19 protein-coding genes, 1 tRNA gene and 1 pseudogene are annotated in these 20,581 nt (G+C 72.7%); 17 read left to right on the plus strand and 4 right to left on the minus strand.

The annotated features are described in order from the left end of the window. Positions 1 to 16: 16 nt before the first annotated feature. From ACZ6PY_RS03575 to ACZ6PY_RS03600, 6 genes are all read left to right on the plus strand, one after another. Entirely contained in the window at positions 17 to 949 is a 933-nt protein-coding gene (locus tag ACZ6PY_RS03575; protein WP_466068854.1) for a TatD family hydrolase, read from the plus strand. A 13-nt stretch (positions 950 to 962) separates the two neighbouring features. Continuing rightward, entirely contained in the window at positions 963 to 1,832 is an 870-nt protein-coding gene (gene rsmA, locus ACZ6PY_RS03580; protein ID WP_466068856.1) for a 16S rRNA (adenine(1518)-N(6)/adenine(1519)-N(6))-dimethyltransferase RsmA, read from the plus strand. A gap of 83 nt (positions 1,833 to 1,915) precedes the next feature. Then, positions 1,916 to 2,869 (plus strand): 4-(cytidine 5'-diphospho)-2-C-methyl-D-erythritol kinase, encoded by a 954-nt coding sequence (locus tag ACZ6PY_RS03585; RefSeq protein ID WP_466068858.1) that lies wholly within the window; start codon positions 1,916 to 1,918, stop codon positions 2,867 to 2,869. A gap of 80 nt (positions 2,870 to 2,949) precedes the next feature. Next, positions 2,950 to 4,749 (plus strand): ABC-F family ATP-binding cassette domain-containing protein, encoded by a 1,800-nt coding sequence (locus ACZ6PY_RS03590; RefSeq protein ID WP_466068860.1) that lies wholly within the window; start codon positions 2,950 to 2,952, stop codon positions 4,747 to 4,749. A gap of 95 nt (positions 4,750 to 4,844) precedes the next feature. Beyond that, entirely contained in the window at positions 4,845 to 5,300 is a 456-nt protein-coding gene (locus tag ACZ6PY_RS03595; RefSeq protein WP_313723170.1) for a DUF4383 domain-containing protein, read from the plus strand. Positions 5,301 to 5,415: 115 nt separating this feature from the next. Beyond that, a complete protein-coding gene (locus ACZ6PY_RS03600) occupies positions 5,416 to 5,889 on the plus strand; it encodes a DUF4383 domain-containing protein (protein WP_466068862.1) in 474 nt (157 codons plus the stop codon). Positions 5,890 to 5,896: 7 nt separating this feature from the next. On the opposite strand, the gene ACZ6PY_RS03605 is transcribed toward ACZ6PY_RS03600, so the two are convergent. Both ACZ6PY_RS03605 and ACZ6PY_RS03610 read right to left on the minus strand, forming a co-directional pair. Next, positions 5,897 to 6,580, minus strand: coding sequence for a TetR family transcriptional regulator (locus ACZ6PY_RS03605; protein ID WP_466068863.1), 684 nt, complete (start codon positions 6,578 to 6,580; stop codon positions 5,897 to 5,899). A 41-nt stretch (positions 6,581 to 6,621) separates the two neighbouring features. Continuing rightward, on the minus strand, positions 6,622 to 7,593 hold the full coding sequence (locus ACZ6PY_RS03610) for an acyl-CoA desaturase (RefSeq protein ID WP_466068865.1): 972 nt from the start codon (positions 7,591 to 7,593) through the stop codon (positions 6,622 to 6,624). 121 nt (positions 7,594 to 7,714) lie between these two features. Here ACZ6PY_RS03610 and ACZ6PY_RS03615 point away from each other — a divergent pair, with 121 nt between their 5' ends. From ACZ6PY_RS03615 to cysN, 9 genes and pseudogenes are all read left to right on the plus strand, one after another. After that, positions 7,715 to 8,455, plus strand: a complete 741-nt coding sequence (locus tag ACZ6PY_RS03615; RefSeq protein ID WP_466068867.1) for a resolvase — start codon at positions 7,715 to 7,717, stop codon at positions 8,453 to 8,455. A gap of 47 nt (positions 8,456 to 8,502) precedes the next feature. Then, a tRNA-Gln gene (locus ACZ6PY_RS03620) sits at positions 8,503 to 8,573 on the plus strand. A gap of 73 nt (positions 8,574 to 8,646) precedes the next feature. Next, a pseudogene (gene glmU, locus ACZ6PY_RS03625) lies at positions 8,647 to 10,173 on the plus strand (bifunctional UDP-N-acetylglucosamine diphosphorylase/glucosamine-1-phosphate N-acetyltransferase GlmU). A 51-nt stretch (positions 10,174 to 10,224) separates the two neighbouring features. Continuing rightward, positions 10,225 to 11,205 (plus strand): ribose-phosphate diphosphokinase, encoded by a 981-nt coding sequence (locus tag ACZ6PY_RS03630; protein ID WP_262287165.1) that lies wholly within the window; start codon positions 10,225 to 10,227, stop codon positions 11,203 to 11,205. Between the two features lie 298 nt (positions 11,206 to 11,503). Next, a complete protein-coding gene (locus ACZ6PY_RS03635; protein ID WP_313723163.1) occupies positions 11,504 to 12,196 on the plus strand; it encodes a 50S ribosomal protein L25/general stress protein Ctc in 693 nt (230 codons plus the stop codon). Positions 12,197 to 12,293: 97 nt separating this feature from the next. Continuing rightward, complete coding sequence (gene pth / locus ACZ6PY_RS03640; RefSeq protein WP_466068870.1) at positions 12,294 to 12,884, plus strand: aminoacyl-tRNA hydrolase; 591 nt, start codon at positions 12,294 to 12,296, stop codon at positions 12,882 to 12,884. Positions 12,885 to 12,976: 92 nt separating this feature from the next. Beyond that, complete coding sequence (locus tag ACZ6PY_RS03645; protein WP_466068872.1) at positions 12,977 to 13,810, plus strand: inositol monophosphatase family protein; 834 nt, start codon at positions 12,977 to 12,979, stop codon at positions 13,808 to 13,810. 80 nt (positions 13,811 to 13,890) lie between these two features. Further along, the gene (gene cysD, locus ACZ6PY_RS03650) at positions 13,891 to 14,802 is read left to right on the plus strand and encodes a sulfate adenylyltransferase subunit CysD (RefSeq protein WP_466068874.1); all 912 of its coding nucleotides are present in this window, start codon (positions 13,891 to 13,893) and stop codon (positions 14,800 to 14,802) included. Then, complete coding sequence (cysN, locus tag ACZ6PY_RS03655; RefSeq protein WP_466068876.1) at positions 14,802 to 16,103, plus strand: sulfate adenylyltransferase subunit CysN; 1,302 nt, start codon at positions 14,802 to 14,804, stop codon at positions 16,101 to 16,103. Before cysD ends, cysN begins: the two co-directional genes overlap by 1 nt. Positions 16,104 to 16,158: 55 nt before the next feature. Here the strand turns inward: cysN and galK are convergent, their stop codons facing one another. Both galK and galE read right to left on the minus strand, forming a co-directional pair. Further along, positions 16,159 to 17,325, minus strand: coding sequence for a galactokinase (galK, locus tag ACZ6PY_RS03660; protein WP_466068878.1), 1,167 nt, complete (start codon positions 17,323 to 17,325; stop codon positions 16,159 to 16,161). Beyond that, positions 17,322 to 18,251, minus strand: coding sequence for a UDP-glucose 4-epimerase GalE (gene galE, locus ACZ6PY_RS03665; protein ID WP_466069391.1), 930 nt, complete (start codon positions 18,249 to 18,251; stop codon positions 17,322 to 17,324). The genes galK and galE overlap by 4 nt, the downstream gene beginning before the upstream one ends. Before the next feature lie 229 nt (positions 18,252 to 18,480). On the opposite strand from galE, the gene ACZ6PY_RS03670 reads away from it, so the two are divergent. Both ACZ6PY_RS03670 and trpS read left to right on the plus strand, forming a co-directional pair. Beyond that, positions 18,481 to 19,506, plus strand: coding sequence for a hemolysin family protein (locus ACZ6PY_RS03670; RefSeq protein ID WP_466068881.1), 1,026 nt, complete (start codon positions 18,481 to 18,483; stop codon positions 19,504 to 19,506). A gap of 33 nt (positions 19,507 to 19,539) precedes the next feature. Beyond that, a complete protein-coding gene (gene trpS / locus ACZ6PY_RS03675) occupies positions 19,540 to 20,565 on the plus strand; it encodes a tryptophan--tRNA ligase (RefSeq protein WP_466068882.1) in 1,026 nt (341 codons plus the stop codon). Positions 20,566 to 20,581: the final 16 nt, after the last annotated feature.

The raw sequence follows: 20,581 nt of genomic DNA on the forward strand, positions 1-20,581 counted from the left end.
CCCCCGGCGGTGTGTGATGCTGGCCGCGATGAGCGAGCAGACCGAAACCCGTAAGCAGCGCGCCGCCCGCCGGGCCGGTGAGTTCCCGCCCGCCCCGGAGCCGCTGGCGGTGCCCGTGCTGGACAGCCACACCCACCTCGACATCACGGTCAGCGAGTACGGGATTCCCCCGCTGGCCGGGCGGTCTCCGGCCGACGGCGGCTCGGTCGGGCCCGCCGGCGACCCGGTGGCGGCGGCGATCGCGGTGGCCGCCGGCGTCGGCGTGGACCGGCTCGTGCAGGTCGGCGTCGACGTCGAGTCGTCCCGGTGGGGCGCCGACGTCGCCGAGCGCCACGGCGCGGTGCTGGCCACCGTGGCGCTGCACCCGAACGAGGCGCCCCGGCTGGCCGATCTGGACGAGGCGCTGCGCGCGATCGAGGCGCTCGCCGGCCGCGACCGGGTCCGGGGCATCGGCGAGACCGGGATGGACTTCTTCCGCACCGGCGACGAGGGGCGGGCCGCGCAGGAGGAGAGCTTCCGGGCGCACATCGCCATCGCCAAGCGGCACGGCAAGGCGCTGGTCATCCACGACCGGGACGCGCACGCCGACGTGCTGCGGATCCTCGACGACGAGGGCGCCCCGGACACCGTGGTGCTGCACTGCTTCTCCGGCGACGCCGACTTCGCCCGCGAGTGCGTCCGCCGGGGCTACCTGCTCAGCTTCGCCGGCACGGTCACCTTCGGCAGCGCCACGGCCCTGCGGGAGGCGGCCGCCGTCACCCCGCCCGGGCAGCTGCTCGTCGAGACCGACGCGCCGTACCTCACCCCGATGCCGCACCGGGGGCGGCCGAACGCCTCGTACCTCATCCCGCTGACCGTCCGGTTCCTGGCCGAGACCACCGGGGCGGACCTCGACGAACTCTGCGCGGCGATCTCCGCGACCGGCGAACGGGCCTTCGGGCCGTGGTGAAAGGATGCCCGGCGTGACCGGACTCCTCGGCCCGGCGGAGATCCGGGAACTCGCCGCGCGGCTCGGCGTCACGCCGACCAAGAAGCTCGGCCAGAACTTCGTGCACGACCCCAACACGGTCCGCCGGATCGTCACCACGGCCGGCCTCGCCCCGGACGACGTGGCGCTGGAGGTCGGCCCCGGCCTCGGCTCCCTCACCCTGGCCCTGCTGCCGGTGGCCGCGCACGTGCACGCCGTCGAACTCGACCCGGCCCTGGCCGCCGCGCTGCCGGAGACCGCCGAGCGGTTCGCCGGCCCGGACGCCGCCCGGCTCACCGTGCACCCCGCCGACGCGCTGCGGGTCACCGCCGCCGAGCTGGCCGACCCCGCGCCGACCGCGCTGGTGGCGAACCTCCCGTACAACGTTGCCGTGCCGGTGGTGCTGCACCTGCTCGCCGAACTGCCCACCCTGCGCCACGGCCTCGTGATGGTGCAGAAGGAGGTCGCCGACCGGCTCGTCGCCGGTCCCGGCTCCAAGGTGTACGGCATCCCGTCGGTCAAGCTCGCCTGGTACGCCCGCTCCCGGGCCGCCGGCAAGGTCCCGCCGAACGTCTTCTGGCCGGTGCCGAACGTCGACTCCGGACTGGTCGCCTTCACCCGGCGCGAGCCGCCCCGCGCCGACGTGCCCCGGGAGGCCGTCTTCGCGGTGGTCGACGCGGCGTTCGCGCAGCGCCGCAAGACCCTGCGCGCCGCCCTGGCGGGCTGGGCCGGCGGCGCGGACCGGGCCGCCGCGGCGCTCACGGCCGCCGGCGTCGACCCCGGCGCGCGCGGCGAGTCACTGACCGTGGAGCAGTTCGCCGCCATCGCCGCGTCGGCCCCGGCCGGTTCCCCGGCCGCCCAGTAGGCTGGCGCCGTTGCCGACCCCGCCGAGGAGCTGACCGTGCAGAAGCCGTTCGACATCCGCCTGCGCCCGCGGGACGTCGTCCCGTGACCGAGGCCTGGCGACCGGACGACGAGGACGGGCAGCGGCGCGGGGCGAGCGGCCCGGTGAAGGTGCGGGTGCCGGCCAAGGTCAACCTGCACCTCGGGGTGGGCCCGCTGCGCCGGGACGGCTACCACGAGCTGAACACCGTATACCACGCGATCTCCATCTACGACGAGCTGACCGCCCGCCGGGGCGACACGCTGACCCTCACCATGGAGGGCGAGGGCGCCGGGGAGCTGGCCCTGGACGACTCCAACCTGGTCATCCGGGCCGCCCACGCCCTCGCCGGCTACGCGGGCGTCCTGCCGCACGCCCGGCTGCACCTGCGCAAGCAGATCCCGCTCGCCGGCGGGCTGGCCGGGGGCAGCGCCGACGCGGCCGCCGCGCTGGTCGCCTGCGACGCGCTCTGGGGCACCGGGCTGTCCCGCGACGAGCTGGCCGGGATCGCCGCCGACCTCGGCTCCGACGTGCCGTTCCTCATCCACGGCGGCACCGCGCTGGGCACCGGCCGGGGCGAGGCGGTCAGTCCCGTGCTGGCCCGCCCCACCTCCTGGCACTGGGTGGTGGCCCTCGCCGACGGCGGCCTCTCCACCCCGGCCGCCTACCGGGAGCTGGACCGGCTCCGCAACGCCGGCACCGCGGGGGCGCCGCTGGGCAGCACCGACGGGCTGCTGGGCGCGCTGCGCCAGCGCGACCCGCGGGTGCTCGCCGCCACGCTCGGCAACGACCTCCAGGCCGCCGCGCTGGCCATGCGCCCGTCGCTGGCCGAGACGCTCAAGGCGGGGGAGGCCGCCGGGGCGCTCGCCGGCCTCGTCTCCGGCTCCGGCCCGACCTGCGTCTTCCTCGCCACCGACGAGGCGCACGCCGGCCGGATCGCCGCCGACCTGTCCGCCGCCGGTGTCTGCCGGGAGGCGCGCGTCGCGCACGGCCCGGTCCCCGGCGCCCGCATCGTCTGAACCCCGCTCCGCCCGGTCCGCGTACCCTTGACGTGGGCGTCCCGGGCACCGGGGCGCCTTTGATCATGAAAGGTGGGTTCGTGGCCAACATCGTCAACCTGGACCGGGTGTCCAAGGGGTACGGCGCCGCCGGGCCGCTGCTCACCGACGTCTCGCTGGGCCTCGACGACGCCGACCGGGTCGGCGTCGTCGGCCTCAACGGCGCCGGCAAGTCCACCTTGCTGCGCCTGCTCACCAAGCAGGAGGAGCCCGACGACGGCCGCGTCACCCACCGCCGGGACCTGCGGGTCTCCTGGCTGCCGCAGAGCCTCGACCTGGCCCCCGAGGCCACCGTGCGGGACGTGGTGCTCGGCACCGCCTGGCTCGGCGAGAGCATGGGCGCCGAGCACGAGTGGGCCGGCGACGCCGGCGTCCGGGCCATCCTCGACGGCCTCGGCATGCCCCACCTCGGCCTCGACGCGCCGGTCGGGACGATGTCCGGCGGCGAACGCCGCCGCGTCGCGCTCGCCGCCCTGCTGGTCCGCGACGCCGACCTGCTCATCCTCGACGAGCCCACCAACCACCTCGACGTCGGCGGCGTCGACTGGCTGGCCCGGCACCTCGTCACCCGCAAGGGCGCGCTCGTGGTGGTCACCCACGACCGCTGGTTCCTCGACGCCGTCTGCACCACCACATGGGAGGTCGCCGACCAGACCGTCCGGGCCTACGAGGGCGGCTTCGCCGCCTGGACCCTGGCCCGCGTCGAGCGGCAGCGCGTGGCCGCCGCCACCGAGGCCCGCCGGCAGAACCTGCTCCGCAAGGAGATCGCCTGGCTGCGCCGCGGCGCGCCGGCCCGCACCTCCAAGCCGAAGTTCCGGATCGACGCCGCCAACGCGCTCATCGCCGACGTGCCGGAACCGCGCGACACCACGTCACTGCAACGGCTCGCCACCGCCCGGCTCGGCAAGCAGGTGTACGACCTCGACCGGGTCAACCTGCACGCCGGCCCGAAGGAGATCCTGCACGACACCACCTGGCAGGTCGGCCCCGGCGACCGGGTCGCCATCCTCGGCCGCAACGGCGCCGGCAAGACCACCCTGCTGCGGATGCTCGCCGGAGTGACCCGCCCCGACGGCGGGCGGTTCGCCGCCGGGCAGACCGTACGCCCCGCGTTCCTCTCCCAGGAACTCGCCGAACTCCCCGGCAACCTGCGCGTCCTCGAAGCCGTCGAGGAGGTGGCCCGGCGGGTCCAGCTCGGCGACCGGGAGATCAGCGCCGCCCAGCTCGCCGAGGTCTTCGGCTTCGACGACCGGCGGCTCTGGACCCCGGTCAGCGACCTCTCCGGCGGCGAGCGCCGCCGGCTCCAGATGCTGCGGCTGCTCGCCGGCGAGCCCAACGTGCTCCTCCTCGACGAGCCCACCAACGACCTGGACACCGACACCCTCGCCGCGCTGGAGGACCTGCTCGACTCCTGGCCCGGCACGATCGTCGTGGCCAGCCACGACCGCTACCTGATCGAGCGCGTCACCGACGTCGCGTACGGGATGTTCGGCGACGGCCGGCTGGTGCACCTCCCCGGCGGCGTCGACGAGTACCTGGCCCGCGCCGCCGCGCGCGGCGGCCCCGCGCCCGCCGACCTCACCCCGGCCGCGGCCGCCCCGGCCCGGGAGGGCATGTCCGCCGCCGAGGTACGCACCGCCAAGAAGGAGCTCAGCCGGCTGGAACGGCAGATCGCCAAGCTCGAACAGAAGGAGGCGACGCTGCACGAGCGGCTCGCCGCGAACGCCACCGACTACGCGAAGGTCGCCGAGCTGGACGCCCAGCTCAAGGAGGTCCGTGCCGAGCGGGACCGCACCGAGGAGGCCTGGCTGGCCCTCGCCGAGGAACTGCCGGCCGGCTGACACCGACCCGCCGGTGGGGGGTGTGCGGCGTCACTGACGGGCGTGCGGGACAATCGCAGGCGACCCCTCTTCCGTTCGGTCTTGGAGACGCACAGATGGCCCACACCCCCGTCAACCACCCCGCGCGGCCTGTCTACCGGGCGATCGGCGGGCTCGTTGGTCTGTACTTCGTCGTCTTCGGCGTGCTCGGCATCATCGCCAGCGCCGGCGACGACGTCCTCGCCCAGGACGACACCAAGGTCCTCGGTCAGGGCACCAACCTCGGCTTCTCGATGCTCGCCATCCTGCTCGGCGCGGCGATCCTGGTCGGCACCGTGATCGGCCGCAACCTCGACGTGGCGATCAACCAGTGGCTGGCCTACGCCCTGATGGTCCTCGGCCTGGCCGAGCTGGCGTTCCTCCACACCGACGCCAACATCTTCAACTTCTCGATCATGACCGACATCGTGGTGCTCACCCTCTCGCTGGTGCTCCTGATGGTCGGCATGTACGGCAAGGTCGGCACGGACGACGAGCACGAGGCCTGGCAGAAGGCCCGCCTGGTGCTCTGACCCGCAGACACCCCCGAAGGCCCGGCGCCCGCCGGGCCTTCGGCGTTTTCCGGGGACGGGAGCGGGCGGCGCGAGGGACAATTGGGCCAAACCAGTCACCCGACCGGAGGTTCCCATGGCGCACTTCCCGGTGAACCACCCCGCACGGCCGCTCTACCGGGTGCTGTCCGGGCTCATCGGCCTCTACATCCTGGTGTTCGGCGTCTACGGAGTCTTCGAGACCTGGGGCGACGGGCTCTTCAGCCGGGAGGACACCACCGCCCTCGGCCTCCGCACCAACCTGGCGTTCGCCCTGGTCTCCGTGGTCTTCGGCGCCTTCCTCATCATCGGCGCGTCCCGCCGCGGCAACCTCGGCCACTACATGAACCTGACCGCCGGGGCGGTCTTCCTGGTCACCGGCATCCTCATGATGGCCGTGCTGCAGACCTCGGCGAACTTCCTCAACTTCTCGATGTCCACCGTCCTCATCTCGCTGGTGTTCGGGCTGGTCCTGCTCGCCACCGGCCTCTACGACAAGGTCGGCACGGACGAGCACGCCGCCGAGGAACGGCGCCGCCGCGAGCACCCCGTCGCCGAGGCCCACCGCTGAACGCGGATCAGCCCCGCTTGCGGACCGTGATCAAACCCGGCTTCGCCTCCAGGTGGGACAGGCCGTTCCAGGCCAGGTTCACGAGGTGCGCCGCCACCGTCTCCTTCCGCGGCTTGCGCACCTCCAACCACCAGCGCCCGGTCAACGCCACCATGCCCACCAGCGCCTGCGAGTAGAGCTCCGCCAGCTTCGGGTCGTAGCCGCGGCTGGAGAACTCCGCACCCAGGATGTGCTCCACCTGGTGCGCCACATCGTTCATCACGCTGCTGAAGTTGCCCGTCGCCGACATCAACGGCGACTCCCGGACCAGCACCCGGAACCCGCTGGTCTCCTCCTCGATGTACGTCAGCAGCGTCAACGCCGCCTGTTCCAGCAGCTCCCGCGGATGCCCCGCCGTCAACGCCGTGGTGATCCGGTCCAGCAGCGAGCGGACCTCCCGGTCCACCACCACCGCGTAGAGCCCCTCCTTGCCGCCGAAGTGCTCGTAGACCACCGGCTTGGACACCTTCGCCCGGGCCGACACCTCCTCGATCGAGGTGGCGTCGAACCCGCGCTCGGCGAAGATCTGCCGGGCGATCGAGATCAACTGCTCGCGCCGTTGGGTCGCGGACATCCGCACCCGGGAAGGCTTCGCCGCCGGGACGGCCCGCCTGCGGGCGGAGCTGGCGTCGCCGCCGGGAACGTCGGTCACCCGGCCCATCCTGCCAAACCCCACCCGCGCCGAACGACCGGTTACCGCGCCGGTCGGCCGCGCACCCGCCCCGGCTCCACCAGCTTCGCCGTGATCCGCTCCGGTTTCGGCCACCGCACCGACCAGGCCGCACCGACCTTCTCCAGCAGCCAGATCACCCGCGCCGACGGATCGATCTGCCCGCGCAGCACCCCGTGGCGCGCGCTCGTCGGCTCGGCGTGGTGCAGGTTGTGCCAGCTCTCCCCGAACGACAGCAGCGCCAACGGCCAGAAGTTCGACGCCCGGTCGCCCTGCCGCACCGCGAACGGGCGCTCACCGTAGACGTGGCACACCGAGTTGATCGACCAGGTGACGTGGTGCAGCAGCGCGACCCGGACCAGCCCGCCCCAGAAGAACGCCGTCAGCGCGCCCTGCCACGACCCGGTGAGCAGCCCGCCCATCGCCGCCGGCCCGAGCACCGAGACCACCACCAGCACCGGGAACAGCCGGTCGACGCGGCGGGTGATCGGATCGGCGAGCAGGTCCGGCGCGAACCGCTCCCGGTTCGACAACTCCCGGTTGAACAGCCAGCCGACGTGCGCGTGGAAGAGCCCCTTCGTCAGCCCGCCGATGCTCTCCCCGAACCGCCACGGCGAGTGCGGGTCGCCCTCCTGGTCGGAGAACGCGTGATGCCGCCGGTGGTCGGCCACCCACTGGATGACCTCGCCCTGCACGGCGAACGAGCCCGCCACCGCCAGGGCCGCCCGCAGCCACGGTTTCGCCTTGAACGAGCCGTGGGTGAAGTAGCGGTGGTAGCCGACCGTGATGCCCAGGCCGGACAACACGTACCAGAACCCGGCCACCAGCACGTCGGTCCAGCCCAGCCAGCCGCCCCAGGCCACCGGCACGGCGGCCAGCAGGGCGAGGAACGGTACGACCACGAAGGCCCACAGTGCGATCAGGATTCCGGGTGACTGGTGGCCCTGGGTGAGTGGCTTCGGGCCACTGTCCGGGCCGGTCAGGGTGGTCGACATGGCACCTCCCAGTCGTACGGGGTACGCCTACGTCACCGTAACCAGGAGCGTGCTAGATCGCAGCGGACACGTCGCTTCGTCGATGGCCCGACCTGTCGTACGGGTGTCCTAACCTGCCGGAATGACCGACCGCGACCCTGTCGTCACCGCCTCCCGTCCCTATCGTGGCCGCAAGCCCGTGCTGTACGCGCAGGCCCTCCTCCTGCGTCAGCAGGGTTGCCCGGTGGGTGAGATCGCGGAGCGTCTCCGGGTGTCGAAGTCGACCGCCTATCTCTGGACGCGTCACCTGCCGCTCGACCCGGAGCTGGTGTCGCGGCGACGCCAGGCCGGTCAGCGCGCACGCACGGATGCCCAGTGGAGCGCGCACCGGGCGGCACGCGACGCCGCGCGGACCGAGACCGTCACGGCGGCGGCACGGTGGGTTCGTCGACTGAGTTACCGCGAGCTGGTGCTGATCGGCGCGGCGATCTACTGGTGTGAGGGTGGCAAGGCCAAGCCGTGGCGTCCGCACGACTGCCGGATCAAGTTCGTGAACAGCGACCCGATGCTGGTCGGGCTCTTCCTTCGCTTCCTCGACGCGCTCGGCGTCCCGCCGGCGGACCGGCGTTACCGCGTGAGCATCCACGAGACCGCCGACGCGGCGGCGGCGGTCCGCTGGTGGGCGGAGCGGGTCGGAGTGCCGCCCGAGCGGTTCCAGCGCACCTCCCTGAAGCGGCATCGGCCGCTCACCATCCGTAAGAACGTCGGCGCCGACTACCGCGGCTGCCTCACGGTGCACGTCGTCGGGGCGAGTCGGGTCTACTGGAGGGTCGAGGGGATCATGAAGGGAATGACCGATGAGGATCCACCTCACGACCGGTAAGGTGTAGTCAGCCATCGAGCGGGCTCCCTTTTGCCCGTTTTCGACCTTCCCGGGTCGTCTAATGGCAGGACGTCAGGTTTTGGTCCTGATTATAGGGGTTCGAATCCTCTCCCGGGAGCTTCCGCCTTTTGCATCCGGTCGCGTGGTTAGCATGGCCGCGAGACTGTCGCCGTCCCGACTGGAGCCACGTCGTGTCCCAGCCCCACCTCCGCACCGTTGTCGTGCTCGCCGCCGGTGAGGGCAAGCGGATGAAGTCGGCCCTGCCCAAGGTGCTGCACCCGCTGCTCGGTCGTACCCTGCTCGGTCACGTGCTGGCCGCGGCCGCGCCGCTCGGCGCGGACCGTCAGGTGGTCGTGGTCGGCCACGGCGCCGACCAGGTGCGCGCGCACCTGGCCGAGATCGCCCCGGCGGCCACCCCCGTGCTCCAGGAGCGGCAGCTCGGCACCGGGCACGCGGTCCGGATCGCGCTGGACGCGGTCCCGGAGGCCGCCGGCACGGTCGTGGTGATCAACGGGGATGTGCCGCTGCTGCGGCCGGAGACCGTGGCGGCCCTGGTCGAGGCGCACGAGGGCGCCGGCGCGGCGGCGACCGTGCTGGCCGCCGAGGTGCCCGACCCGACCGGCCTGGGCCGGATCGTGCGGGACGCGCAGGGGCGGCTGGCGCAGATCGTCGAGGAGCGTGACGCCACCCCGGAGCAGCGCGCGCTGCGGGAGATCAACGCGGGCATCTACGCGTTCGACGTGGCGCGGCTGCGGGACGCGCTGGGCAAGCTCTCGACGGACAACGAGCAGGGCGAGGAGTACCTGACCGACGTGTTCGGCCTGCTGCGGGACGCGGGGGAGCCGGTGGCGGTGCACTGCGCGGCCGACCACGTGGAGACGCTGGGCTGCAACGACCGGGTCGAGCTGGCGGCGCTGCGGCGGCTGCTGCGGGACCGGGTGAACGAGGGTTGGATGCGGACCGGGGTGAGCATCCTGGACCCGCACACCACCTGGATCGACGTGACGGTGACCGTCGAGCGGGACGCGGTGATCGACCAGAACACCCAGTTGCAGGGTGCGACGGTGGTCGGCGCGGGCGCGCTTGTCGGTCCGGACACCACGCTGGTGGACACCACGGTGGGCGCGGGCGCGAGCGTGGTGCGCAGCCACGCGGTGGGCGCCGAGGTGGGCCCGGAGGCGAGCGTCGGGCCGTACGCGTACCTGCGGCCGGAGTCGCGGCTGGGCCGGAAGGCGAAGGTCGGCACGTTCGTGGAGACGAAGAAGGCCGCCATCGGCGAGGGGTCGAAGGTGCCGCACCTGTCGTACGTGGGTGACGCGACGATCGGCGAGCACAGCAACATCGGCGCGGCGACGGTGTTCGTCAACTACGACGGGGTGAAGAAGCACCACACCACGATCGGCAGTCACGCACGCACCGGGGCGGACAACATGTTCGTGGCGCCGGTGCGGGTGGGTGACGGCGCGTACACGGCGGCGGGCTCGGTGATCATCTCGGATGTGCCGGCGGGCGCCATGGCGGTGGCCCGGGGTCAGCAGCGCAACGTCGAGGGCTGGGTGCTGCGCAAGCGGTCCGGCACGGCGGCCGCGGAGGCGGCGCAGCGGGCCCGCGAGGGTGCGTCGGACCCGGCCGGTGCCGCAAGCGAAGGTGACTGAATCCACGGGGGGCCGGAGACCGTGGGAGGACCGGTGAACGCGGGGGATACTGCAACCGAATAGTCCCCGGCTCACCGCGCCGGGAACCACCGACATACGGGAGCAGACGGGCCCATGGGCAGCATCGTCGCCGAAAACCGCAAGAGCCTGATGCTCTTCTCCGGACGGGGTTTTCCGGAGCTGGCCAAGGAGATCGGTGAGGTGCTCGGCGTCGCGCCGACTCCCTCCGACTCGTACGACTTCGCCAACGGTGAGATCTTCGTACGCTTCAAGGACTCGGTACGCGGTTCGGACGCCTTCGTGGTGCAGTCCGTGACGCACGGGGTCAACACGTGGGTGATGGAGACCCTGATCATGGTCGACGCGCTGAAGCGCGGTTCGGCCAAGCGGATCACCGTGGTCCTGCCGTTCTACCCCTACTCGCGGCAGGACAAGAAGCACCGTGGCCGGGAGCCGATCTCGGCGCGGCTGGTGGCCGACCTGCTGAAGACCGCGGGCGCGAACCGGATCCTGACGGTCGACCTGCACACCGCGCAGATCCAGGGCTTCTTCGACGGCCCGGTGGACCACCTGTTCGCCATGGACGTGCTTGCCGAGTACGTGGAGCACAAGTACGCGGGCCGGCCGATGACCGTGGTGGCGCCGGACTCGGGTCGGGTGCGGGTGGCCGAGCGCTGGACGGACCGGCTGGGTGGCTGCCCGCTGGCGTTCATCCACAAGACGCGGGATCCGCTGAAGCCGAACCAGGTGGTGGCGAACCGGGTGGTCGGCGAGGTCGAGGGCCGGGTCTGCCTGATCGTCGACGACATGATCGACACCGGTGGCACGATCAGCAAGGCCGCCGACATCCTGAAGGAGTCGGGTGCGGCGGAGATCGTGGTGGCCTCCACCCACGCGCTGCTGTCCGACCCGGCGACCGAGCGGCTGAAGAACAGCCCGATCAGCGAGGTCGTGGTGACCAACACGCTGCCGTTGCCGCCGGAGAAGCAGCTCGACAAGCTGACCGTGCTGTCGATCGCCCCGCTGCTGGCCCGGGCGATCCGGGAGGTCTTCGACGACGGCTCGGTGACCACCCTGTTCGGTGGCCTGAGCTGAGTTCCGCGCCCGACCGGCGGCGGCCCTCCGCGTGGGGGTCGCCGCCGGTCGGGAAAGTGGCCGGCACGGTGTCGCCGGTGGTGATATGGGGACTGCCGGAAAGCTCGGAAATCGCTCGGGTAGACTGGTGCGGTTGCCACGGCGAGGGTGCCCGGCGGGCCGCTGAAAAGCACCGCACGGAGGCGCCGTCATCGACGCGGTGCTCCGGGCGGTCGTTCACGACGTTGAGCCCCAGCGAGCCCCTCGCCCAGCACCGCCAGACGACAAGCCGCCGCAGCGAAGCATCAGGAGTTTCCCCGTGTCCGAGGTAAAGATCAGCGCCGAGCCCCGTACCGAGTTCGGCAAGGGTGGTGCCCGTCGTACCCGCCGGGCCGGCAAGGTGCCCGCCGTGCTGTACGGCCACGGCGAGAAGCCCAAGCACATCGCGCTTCCGGCGCGTGAGTTCGCCGCCGCGATCCGCAAGGGCGGTGCGAACCAGCTCTTCGCGATCGAGGTCAGCGACGGCACCCAGGTGCTGGCGCTGCCGAAGGCGATCCAGCGTGACCCGATCAAGGACACCTTCGAGCACGTGGACCTGCTGCTGGTCCGCCGCGGCGAGAAGGTCACCGTCGAGGTCCCGATCCAGCTGACGGGTGAGGCCGCGAAGGACACCCTGATCGTGCACGACCACGACACGCTCACGGTGACCGCCGACGCCACGAAGGTGCCGGACCACCTGGAGGCGTCGATCGAGGGCGCCGAGGCCGGCACCCAGATCACCGCCGCCGACGTGACGCTGCCGGCCGGTGTCGAGCTGGCCGCGGACGGGGAGCTGCAGGTCGCCTCGGTGACCGCCGCCCCGACCGCCGAGCAGCTCGAGGCCACGCTCCCCGAGGTCGAGGTCGCCGAGGAGGAGGCCGAGGCCGAGGTCGGCGAGGAGACCGCCGAGGCTCCGGAGGGCGCTCCGGCCGAGGGCGAGCCGGCTGCCGAGGAGCCGAAGACCGAGGCCTGATCGGTTTCGCAGGCTGTGCGACAGGCGTCCCCGGTTCCCGGGGGCGCCTGTCGGCGTATCGGAGACGGTTCGGCGGGTCGAGCGGAAGGGACGTGGCGTGACGGACGAGGTGGGGCCGTGGCTGGTGGTCGGCCTGGGCAACCCCGGTCGGGAGTACGCGGGGAACCGGCACAACGTCGGCTTCATGGTGGCGGAGCTGCTGGCCGCCCGGGTGGGCGGCAGGTTCGGCCGGCACAGGCGCGCGGTGGCCGAGGTGGCCGAGGGGCGGCTGGGTTTGGGCGGCCCGAAGCTGGTACTGGTGAAGCCGCTGACGTACATGAACCTCTCCGGCGGCCCGGTGGTCGGGCTGGCGCAGTTCCACAAGATCCCGCCGGGGCGGGTCATCGCGGTGCACGACGAGCTGGACATCCCCTACGGCCAGGTGCGGGTGAAGTGCGGCGGCGGCGAGGGCGGCCACAACGGTCTGCGCTCGATGTCGAAGTCGCTGGGCACGAAGGACTACGTGCGGGTGCGGTTCGGCATCGGCCGGCCGCCGGGCCGGCAGGACCCGGCTGACTACGTGTTGTCGGACTTCTCCGCGGCCGAGCGCAAGGAGCTGGAGTTCCTGGTGGACCGGGCGGCGGACGTGGTGGAGTCGGTGGTGACCAAGGGCGTGGAGCCGACGCAGAACCTGTACCACGGGGCCTGAGGCGCCGGGCGGGGCATCCCGGGCGGGTCGGTCCGGTGCCGGTAGTCTGCGCCTTCTGACGTGCGACGGCGGGCGACGGGAGCGGGAACACCATGGGCAGTCCTCCGATGATCGACGGCGCGTTCGCCCGGTGGTTGGCGGCCCGGGCCGGGCAGGCGCTGATGGGCCTGCGCGCGGAGCTGGGCTTCGCCGACGCGGGGGCGCTGAAGTCGGCCGGGGACAAGGTCTCGCACGATCTGATCCGCACCGAGCTGGCGAAGTGGCGGCCGGCGGACGCGGTGCTGTCGGAGGAGGACGAGGGTTCCCGGCTGGCCTGGACGGCCGAGGTGAGCAGCGACGCGGTGTCCCGGCTGAACGCGGACCGGGTGTGGATCATCGACCCGCTGGACGGCACCCGGGAGTTCGCCGAGGAGGGCCGCTCGGACTGGGCGGTGCACGTGGCGCTCTGGTCGCGCAGCGCGCCGACGCCGCACGGTCTGGTCGCGGGCGCGGTGGGGTTGCCGGCGCAGCACCGGGTGCTGGGCACGGACTACCCGCCGGCGTACCCGCCGATGACCCTGGAGGCGGCCACGGCGGGCGGCGGCAGGACCATCCGGTTGGCGGCCAGCCGTAGCCGTCCGCCGGTTTTCCTGACCGATCTGGCAGAGGACATCGGCGCGCATCTGGTGCCGATGGGCTCGGCGGGCGCGAAGATCGCCGCTGTGGTCACCGGTGAGGTCGACGCGTACATCCACGCGGGCGGTCAGTACGAGTGGGACTCGGCCGCTCCGGTCGCTGTGGCGACGGCCACCGGACTGCACGCTTCCCGGATCGACGGATCTGCGCTGAAATACAACGAGGCCGACCCACGCCTGCCCGACCTGCTGGTCTGCCGCAAGGATCTCGCCAGCCGGTTGCTTGCAGCGCTGCAGAGGCATTCCGGGTAACCTGAGCGTTCTTCTTCACGAGTCCGACCGGAAAGGTCTGGAATCCCGATGTGCGGATCCGAGCGAATCGAGTTCGTGTCATGACGGCCACCGCCGCGTACCAGGTGTCCCACCTGGACGCTCTCGAGGCGGAGAGCATCTTCGTGATGCGTGAGGTCGTCGCCGAGATGGAGCGCCCAGTGCTGCTCTTCTCCGGCGGCAAGGACTCGATCGTGATGCTCCGGTTGGCCCAGAAGGCGTTCGCCCCGGCCAACATTCCCTTCCCGGTGATGCACGTCGACACCGGCCACAACTTCCCCGAGGTTCTCGAATACCGGGACCAGCGCGTCGCCGAGCTGGGTCTCCAGCTCATCGTGGCCAGCGTGCCGGAGGCCCTCACCAAGGGTCTGGTGCACGAGTCGGCCGACGGCATGCGCAACCGCATCCAGACCCCGGTGCTGCTCGACGCGGTGGAGAAGCACCGCTTCGACGCGCTGTTCGGCGGCGCGCGCCGGGACGAGGAGAAGGCCCGGGCCAAGGAGCGGGTGTTCAGCTTCCGCGACGAGTTCGGCCAGTGGGACCCGAAGAACCAGCGCCCCGAGCTGTGGGCGCTCTACAACGGCCGGCACCACCCGGGTGAGTCGATCCGGGTGTTCCCGCTCTCCAACTGGACCGAGCTGGACGTCTGGCACTACATCGCCCGGGAGCGGATCCCGCTGCCGTCGATCTACTACGCCCACGAGCGCGAGGTGATCGAGCGCGACGGCATGTACTACGCGGTGAACGAGTTCTTCCGCCCCCGCGCGGGTGAGCAGCCGTTCAAGGCCCAGGTGCGGTACCGGACCGTGGGTGACGCCTCCTGCACCGCGGCGGTCCGTTCGGACGCCGACACGGTGGAGAAGGTGATCGAGGAAGTGGCCGCCACCCGGATCACCGAGCGCGGCGCGACCCGCGGCGACGACCGGGTCAGCGAGGCCGCCATGGAGGACCGCAAGCGGGAGGGCTACTTCTGATGAGCGTGGAGACGCTGGCGCCGGCCGAGAGCGAATCGGCACGCCCCATGGACCTGCTGCGGTTCGCCACCGCGGGCAGCGTCGACGACGGCAAGTCGACCCTGATCGGCCGGCTGCTGTACGACACGAAGTCGCTCTTCACCGACCAGCTCGCCGCGGTCGAGGCGGTCAGCGCGGCCCGGGGCGACGAGTACACCAACCTCGCGCTGCTCACCGACGGCCTGCGCGCCGAGCGGGAGCAGGGCATCACCATCGACGTGGCGTACCGCTACTTCGCCACGCCGCGGCGGAAGTTCATCATCGCCGACACCCCGGGGCACATCCAGTACACCCGGAACATGGTCACCGGCGCCTCCACGGCCGACCTGGCGCTGATCCTGGTGGACGCGCGCAAGGGCCTGGTGGAGCAGTCCCGCCGGCACGCGTTCCTCTGCTCGCTGCTGCGGGTGCCGCACCTGGTCCTCTGCGTGAACAAGATGGACCTGGTCGACTGGTCGCAGGAGGTGTTCGAGCAGATCGCCGACGAGTTCACCGCGTTCGCCGCGAAGCTCGACGTGCCGGACCTGACCGTGGTGCCGATCTCCGCGCTGCGGGGCGACAACATCGTCACCCGTTCGGAGAACATGCCCTGGTACGAGGGCCCGTCGCTGCTGCACCACCTGGAGCGGGTGCACATCGCGTCCGACCGCAACCTGGTCGACGTCCGCTTCCCGGTGCAGTACGTGATCCGGCCGCAGTCCACCACGGTCACCGACTACCGCGGCTACGCGGGCCAGGTGGCCTCGGGCGTGCTCAAGGCCGGCGACGAGGTGATGGTGCTGCCGTCGGGCTTCACCAGCCGGATCGCCGCCGTGGAGACCGCTGACGGTCCGGTGGACGAGGCGTTCCCGCCGATGTCGGTGACCGTCCGGCTGACCGACGAGATCGACATCTCGCGCGGCGACATGATCTGCCGGCCGAACAACGCGCCGGCGGTCGCGCAGGACATCGAGGCGATGGTCTGCTGGATGGACGAGAGCCGCCCGCTGCAGGTCGGCGGCCGGTACGCCATCAAGCACACCACCCGCTCGGCCCGGGCCATCGTGCGCGGGCTGCACTACCGGCTGGACGTCAACTCGCTGCACCGCGACGAGACGGCCGGTGAGCTGAAGCTCAACGAGATCGGCCGGGTGCGGCTGCGCACGACGGTCCCGCTGCTGGCCGACGAGTACCGGCGCAACCGCACCACCGGCGGTTTCGTCATCATCGACGAGGCCACCAACCGCACGGTCGGCGCCGGCATGATCGTCGAGGCCGGCTGACCGCTGCCCACGCGCGAGAGAGGGCCCCCGGTCGACCGGGGGCCCTCTCTCGTCGTCAGTCGAGGCGGGTCGTGCCGCCGGCCGGGAGGACCGGGAGGGTGTGGGGCGCGGTGAAGCCGCGGTCGGCGTACGCGGCGGCCACGGCGGCCGCCACCGCGTCGGCGGCGTCCGCGTCGACCAGGGCGAGCACGCAGCCGCCGAAGCCGCCACCGGTCATCCGTGCCCCGTACGCCCCGGCGGCCAGGGCCGCCTCGACCGCGGTGTCGATCTCCGGCACGGTGATCTCGAAGTCGTCCCGCATCGAGGCGTGCGAGGCGGTCAGCAGCGGGCCGATGTCGCGGATCCGGCCGGCGCGCAGCAGCCCGACCGTGTCGAGCACCCGCTGGTCCTCGGTGACGACGTGCCGGACCCGGCGGCGGGTCTCGGGGTCGTCGAGGCGGGCCAGCGCGGCGTCCAGGTCGGCGGTGGCGACGTCGCGCAGGGCGGCCACCCCGAGCGCCTTGGCGGCCCGCTCGCAGGACTTGCGGCGGGCGGCGTACTCGCCGTCGGCGTGCCGGTGCGGGGCGCGGCTGTCGACCACCAGCACGGCCAGCCCGGCGGCGTCCAGGTCGAACGGGATCTGCTCGACCTCCTCCGTGCGGCAGTCGAGGAAGAGGGCGTGCCCGGACCGGCCGCGGATCACCGCGGACTGGTCCATGATCCCGGTGGGCGCGCCGACGTAGTCGTTCTCGGCCCGCTGGGCGAGCCGAGGCCACCGGTCGGCGGGGAGGTCCAGCCCGCCGAGGTCGACCAGGGCGGCGAGCACCGCCGCCTCGATGGCCGCCGACGAGGAGAGCCCGGAGCCGACCGGCACGTCGGAGGCCACGGCAAGGCGGGCGCCCGGCACGTCGTGGCCGGCGGCGCGCAGCGCCCAGACCACCCCGGCCACGTAGGCGGCCCAGCCGTCGACGCGGCCGGGCTTGTCGGCCTCGGCCGGCCCGAACTCCACGGGCTCGTCGTCCAGCTCCGACCAGACGGACCAGCGCCCGTCGTCGGCTGCCGCCGCGGCCACGACGGTACGCAGCGGCAGCGCGAAGGGCAGCACGAACCCGTCGTTGTAGTCGGTGTGCTCGCCGATCAGGTTGACCCGGCCGGGAGCCGCCCAGCGGCCCGCCGGCTCCGCGCCGTACCGCTGCCGGAAGCCGGCGGTGGCGCGGGCCGCGACGTCGCCGGCGCCGCTCATCGCCGTTCCAGGATGTGCGTGCGGTAGAACTCCCAGGCGTCGCCGACCATGTCCTGGAGGGTGGGCTTCGCCGGCACCCAGCCCAGCTCGGCGCGGGCCAGCGCGGAGGAGGCGACCAGCTCGGCCGGGTCGCCCTCGCGGCGCGGGGCCACCTCCACCGGCACCGGGTGCCCGGTGACCTCGCGGACCACCTCGATCACCTGCCGGTTGCTGAAGCCGTTGCCGTTGCCCAGGTTGTAGATCCGGTGCCGGCCCCCGGTGGCGGCGTCGAGAGCCAGCAGGTGCGCGCGGGCCAGGTCCTCGACGTGGATGTAGTCGCGGACGCAGGTGCCGTCGACGGTCGGGTAGTCGTCGCCGAAGAGCTGGAACTTGTCGCGCCGGCCGGCGGCCACCTCGAGGGCGAGCGGGATGAGGTGGGTCTCGGGGTCGTGCCGTTCGCCGATGGTCCGTCCGTCGTGCCGGTAGGCCCCGGCCACGTTGAAGTAGCGCAGCGACACGGCGGCCAGGTCGTGCGCGACCGCCTCGGAGGTGAGCGCCAGGTCGACGGCCAGCTTGGTCGCGCCGTAGGTGTTGGTGGGGGCCTTGACGGCGGTCTCCGGGATGGGCAGCTCGGTGGGGTTGCCGTAGACGGCGGCCGTGGAGGAGAAGACCAGCCGGGGCACCCGGGCGGCGCGGACCGCGTCGATCAGGGCGAGCGAGCCGACCGTGTTGGTCTGCCAGTAGAGCTCCGGCTTGACCATCGACTCACCCGCGGCGATCAGGGCGGCGAAGTGCAGCACGCCGTCGAAGCCGGCGTCGGGGGTGAGCACGCGGGCGGCCTCGTGGATCGGCAGGTCGACGTGGGTCGCCTCGGGGGCGAGCGCCTCCCGGTGGCCGGTGCGCAGGTCGTCCAGGACGGTCACCTGGTGACCGTGGTCGAGCAGCATCCGGGTCACCACGCTGCCGATGTAACCGGCGCCGCCGGTGACGAGCAGTTTCACGTCGCTCCTCCTGCCTGGGCCGCGTCCCGCGGCGGCCGTCCGTGATCACCCTACGGCCGCGGGCTGTGGCGCGGCGGTGAGTGGGGGCGTCCCCTATTCCACCACAATCCTTCATGATTGAACAGATCCGAACATCGCCCCGGATGGCCGGCGCCCGCTGTCTACCATCCTTCTCATGCGGGAGGGAGGTGGTCCCGGGCCCCGGCGACGCCCGCCGGGGCGGCCGAGACGCGAACCCGGACCCGTGGCCCGCACCGTGGCCCGACTCGTGGTCCGCGCCGCCGACGGCGCCACCCGCCTGGTCACCGACCTGCTCGGAGCCAGCCCGACCGCCGGCCGCGAACGGATCAGCGAGGCCGAGCTGCGTGACCTCGTCGCGGCCAACACGGTGCTCGACCCCGACGAGCGGCGGATCATCGACGAGGTGCTGGTGGCCGGCGCGCGGCTGATCCGCGAGGTGATGGTGCCGCGCACCGAGGTGGTCTTCCTCGCCGCCGGGCTCACCGTGGCCGAGGCCGAGCGGCTGGTCCGCGCCGAGCCGCACACCCGCTACCCGGTGGTCGACGGCACCCACGACGACGTGGTCGGCTTCGCCCACCTGCGGGACGTGCTGCTCCGCCCCGAGCGGGACCCGCGCGCCACGGTCGCCGAGCTGACCCGCGAGGTGAAGCGGCTCCCGGGCAGCAAACGCGTGCTGGCCGCGCTGACCGAGATGCGCCGCGAGGGCCACCACCTGGCCGTGGTGGTCGACGAGTACGGCGGCACCGCCGGCATCGTCACCTGCGAGGACCTGGTCGAGGAGCTGGTCGGGGAGATCCACGACGAGGACGACGCCCCGCCCGAGGCGGCCCACGCCGGCCTGCCGGCCGTGGTCGACGGCCGGCTCAACCTGGCCGACTTCGCCGAACGCACCGGGGTGCCGCTGCCCGCCGGGCCGTACGAGACGGTCGGCGGCTTCGTGATGGCCGCGCTCGGCCGGCTGCCGGTCACCGGCGACGAGGTGCCGGTGGCCGTCGACCCGGACGACACCGGCGGACCCGACCCGGACGACCCGCCCGGCGGCTGGCTGCTGCGGGTCGTGGCCCTCGACGGGCGGCGGGTGTCCCGCCTCGCGGTCTCCCCGGCCCGCCTGCCCGAGCCGCGGCGCGAGGTCACGGCCCCGCTCCCGCCCGTACCCACCCGACCCACCGGCCCGTCATGACGGACGCCGGGGCTTGCTGACAGAATTGCCGGCATGTCCGACGTACCCGCCCGCCCGCGCGTCTTCTCCGGCATCCAGCCGACGGCCGACTCGTTCCACCTCGGCAACTACCTGGGCGCGGTACGGCACTGGGTGGCCCTTCAGGACAGCCACGACGCGTTCTACTGCGTGGTGGACCTGCACGCGATCACCGCCGGGCACGACCCGAAGGTGCTCAGGCAGCGCAGCCGCGTGGCCGCCGCGCAGCTCTTCGCGGTCGGCCTCGACCCCGAGCGCAGCACCCTCTTCGTCCAGTCGCAGGTGCCCGAGCACCCGCAGCTGGCCTGGGTGCTCGGCTGCATCACCGGCTTCGGCGAGGCCAGCCGGATGACCCAGTTCAAGGACAAGTCCCAGAAGCAGGGCAGCGAGCGGGCCAGCGTCGGCCTGTTCACCTACCCGATCCTGCAGGCCGCCGACATCCTGCTCTACCAGGCCCACGCGGTGCCGGTCGGCGAGGACCAGCGGCAGCACCTGGAGCTCTCCCGCGACCTGGCCCAGCGGTTCAACTCGCTGTTCGGCCCGACCTTCACGGTGCCCGCCCCGCACATCGTCAAGGACACCGCGAAGATCACCGACCTGCAGGACCCGACGGCCAAGATGTCGAAGTCGTCCTCCTCCCCGGCCGGCATCATCGACCTGCTGGAGGACCCGGCCCGCTCGGCCAAGAAGATCCGCTCGGCGGTCACCGACACCGGCCGCGAGATCGTCTTCGACGCCGAGGGCAAGCCCGGCATCTCCAACCTGCTGACCATCTACTCGGCGCTCTCCGGGCGCGGCATCGACGACCTCGTCGCCGCGTACGACGGCAAGGGCTACGGCGACCTCAAGAAGGACCTCGCCGAGGTGGTGCGGGAGTTCGTCACCCCGATCCAGGAGCGCACCCGCGCCTACCTGGACGACCCGGCGCAGCTCGACAAGCTGCTCGCGCAGGGCGCGGAGAAGGCCCGCGCGGTCGCCGCCGCGACGCTGCGCACGGCGTACGAGCGGATCGGCTTCTTCCCGCCGGTCCGGTTCGAGTAGCGGCCCGGCGGGAACG

The organism is Micromonospora sp. NPDC048907 (assembly GCF_055586885.1).

Excerpts from the sequence above, each read along its gene's own strand:
- ACZ6PY_RS03575 (WP_466068854.1), top strand. The coding sequence starts at position 17 with ATGCTGGCCGCGATGAGCGAGCAGACCGAAACCCGTAAGCAGCGCGCC.
- ACZ6PY_RS03595 (WP_313723170.1), top strand. The coding sequence starts at position 4,845 with ATGGCCCACACCCCCGTCAACCACCCCGCGCGGCCTGTCTACCGGGCG.
- ACZ6PY_RS03600 (WP_466068862.1), top strand. The coding sequence starts at position 5,416 with ATGGCGCACTTCCCGGTGAACCACCCCGCACGGCCGCTCTACCGGGTG.
- ACZ6PY_RS03610 (WP_466068865.1), bottom strand. The coding sequence starts at position 7,593 with ATGTCGACCACCCTGACCGGCCCGGACAGTGGCCCGAAGCCACTCACC.
- ACZ6PY_RS03615 (WP_466068867.1), top strand. The coding sequence starts at position 7,715 with ATGACCGACCGCGACCCTGTCGTCACCGCCTCCCGTCCCTATCGTGGC.
- ACZ6PY_RS03630 (WP_262287165.1), top strand. The coding sequence starts at position 10,225 with ATGGGCAGCATCGTCGCCGAAAACCGCAAGAGCCTGATGCTCTTCTCC.
- ACZ6PY_RS03645 (WP_466068872.1), top strand. The coding sequence starts at position 12,977 with ATGGGCAGTCCTCCGATGATCGACGGCGCGTTCGCCCGGTGGTTGGCG.
- cysD (WP_466068874.1), top strand. The coding sequence starts at position 13,891 with ATGACGGCCACCGCCGCGTACCAGGTGTCCCACCTGGACGCTCTCGAG.
- cysN (WP_466068876.1), top strand. The coding sequence starts at position 14,802 with ATGAGCGTGGAGACGCTGGCGCCGGCCGAGAGCGAATCGGCACGCCCC.
- galK (WP_466068878.1), bottom strand. The coding sequence starts at position 17,325 with ATGAGCGGCGCCGGCGACGTCGCGGCCCGCGCCACCGCCGGCTTCCGG.
- galE (WP_466069391.1), bottom strand. The coding sequence starts at position 18,251 with ATGCTGCTCGACCACGGTCACCAGGTGACCGTCCTGGACGACCTGCGC.
- ACZ6PY_RS03670 (WP_466068881.1), top strand. The coding sequence starts at position 18,481 with ATGCGGGAGGGAGGTGGTCCCGGGCCCCGGCGACGCCCGCCGGGGCGG.
- trpS (WP_466068882.1), top strand. The coding sequence starts at position 19,540 with ATGTCCGACGTACCCGCCCGCCCGCGCGTCTTCTCCGGCATCCAGCCG.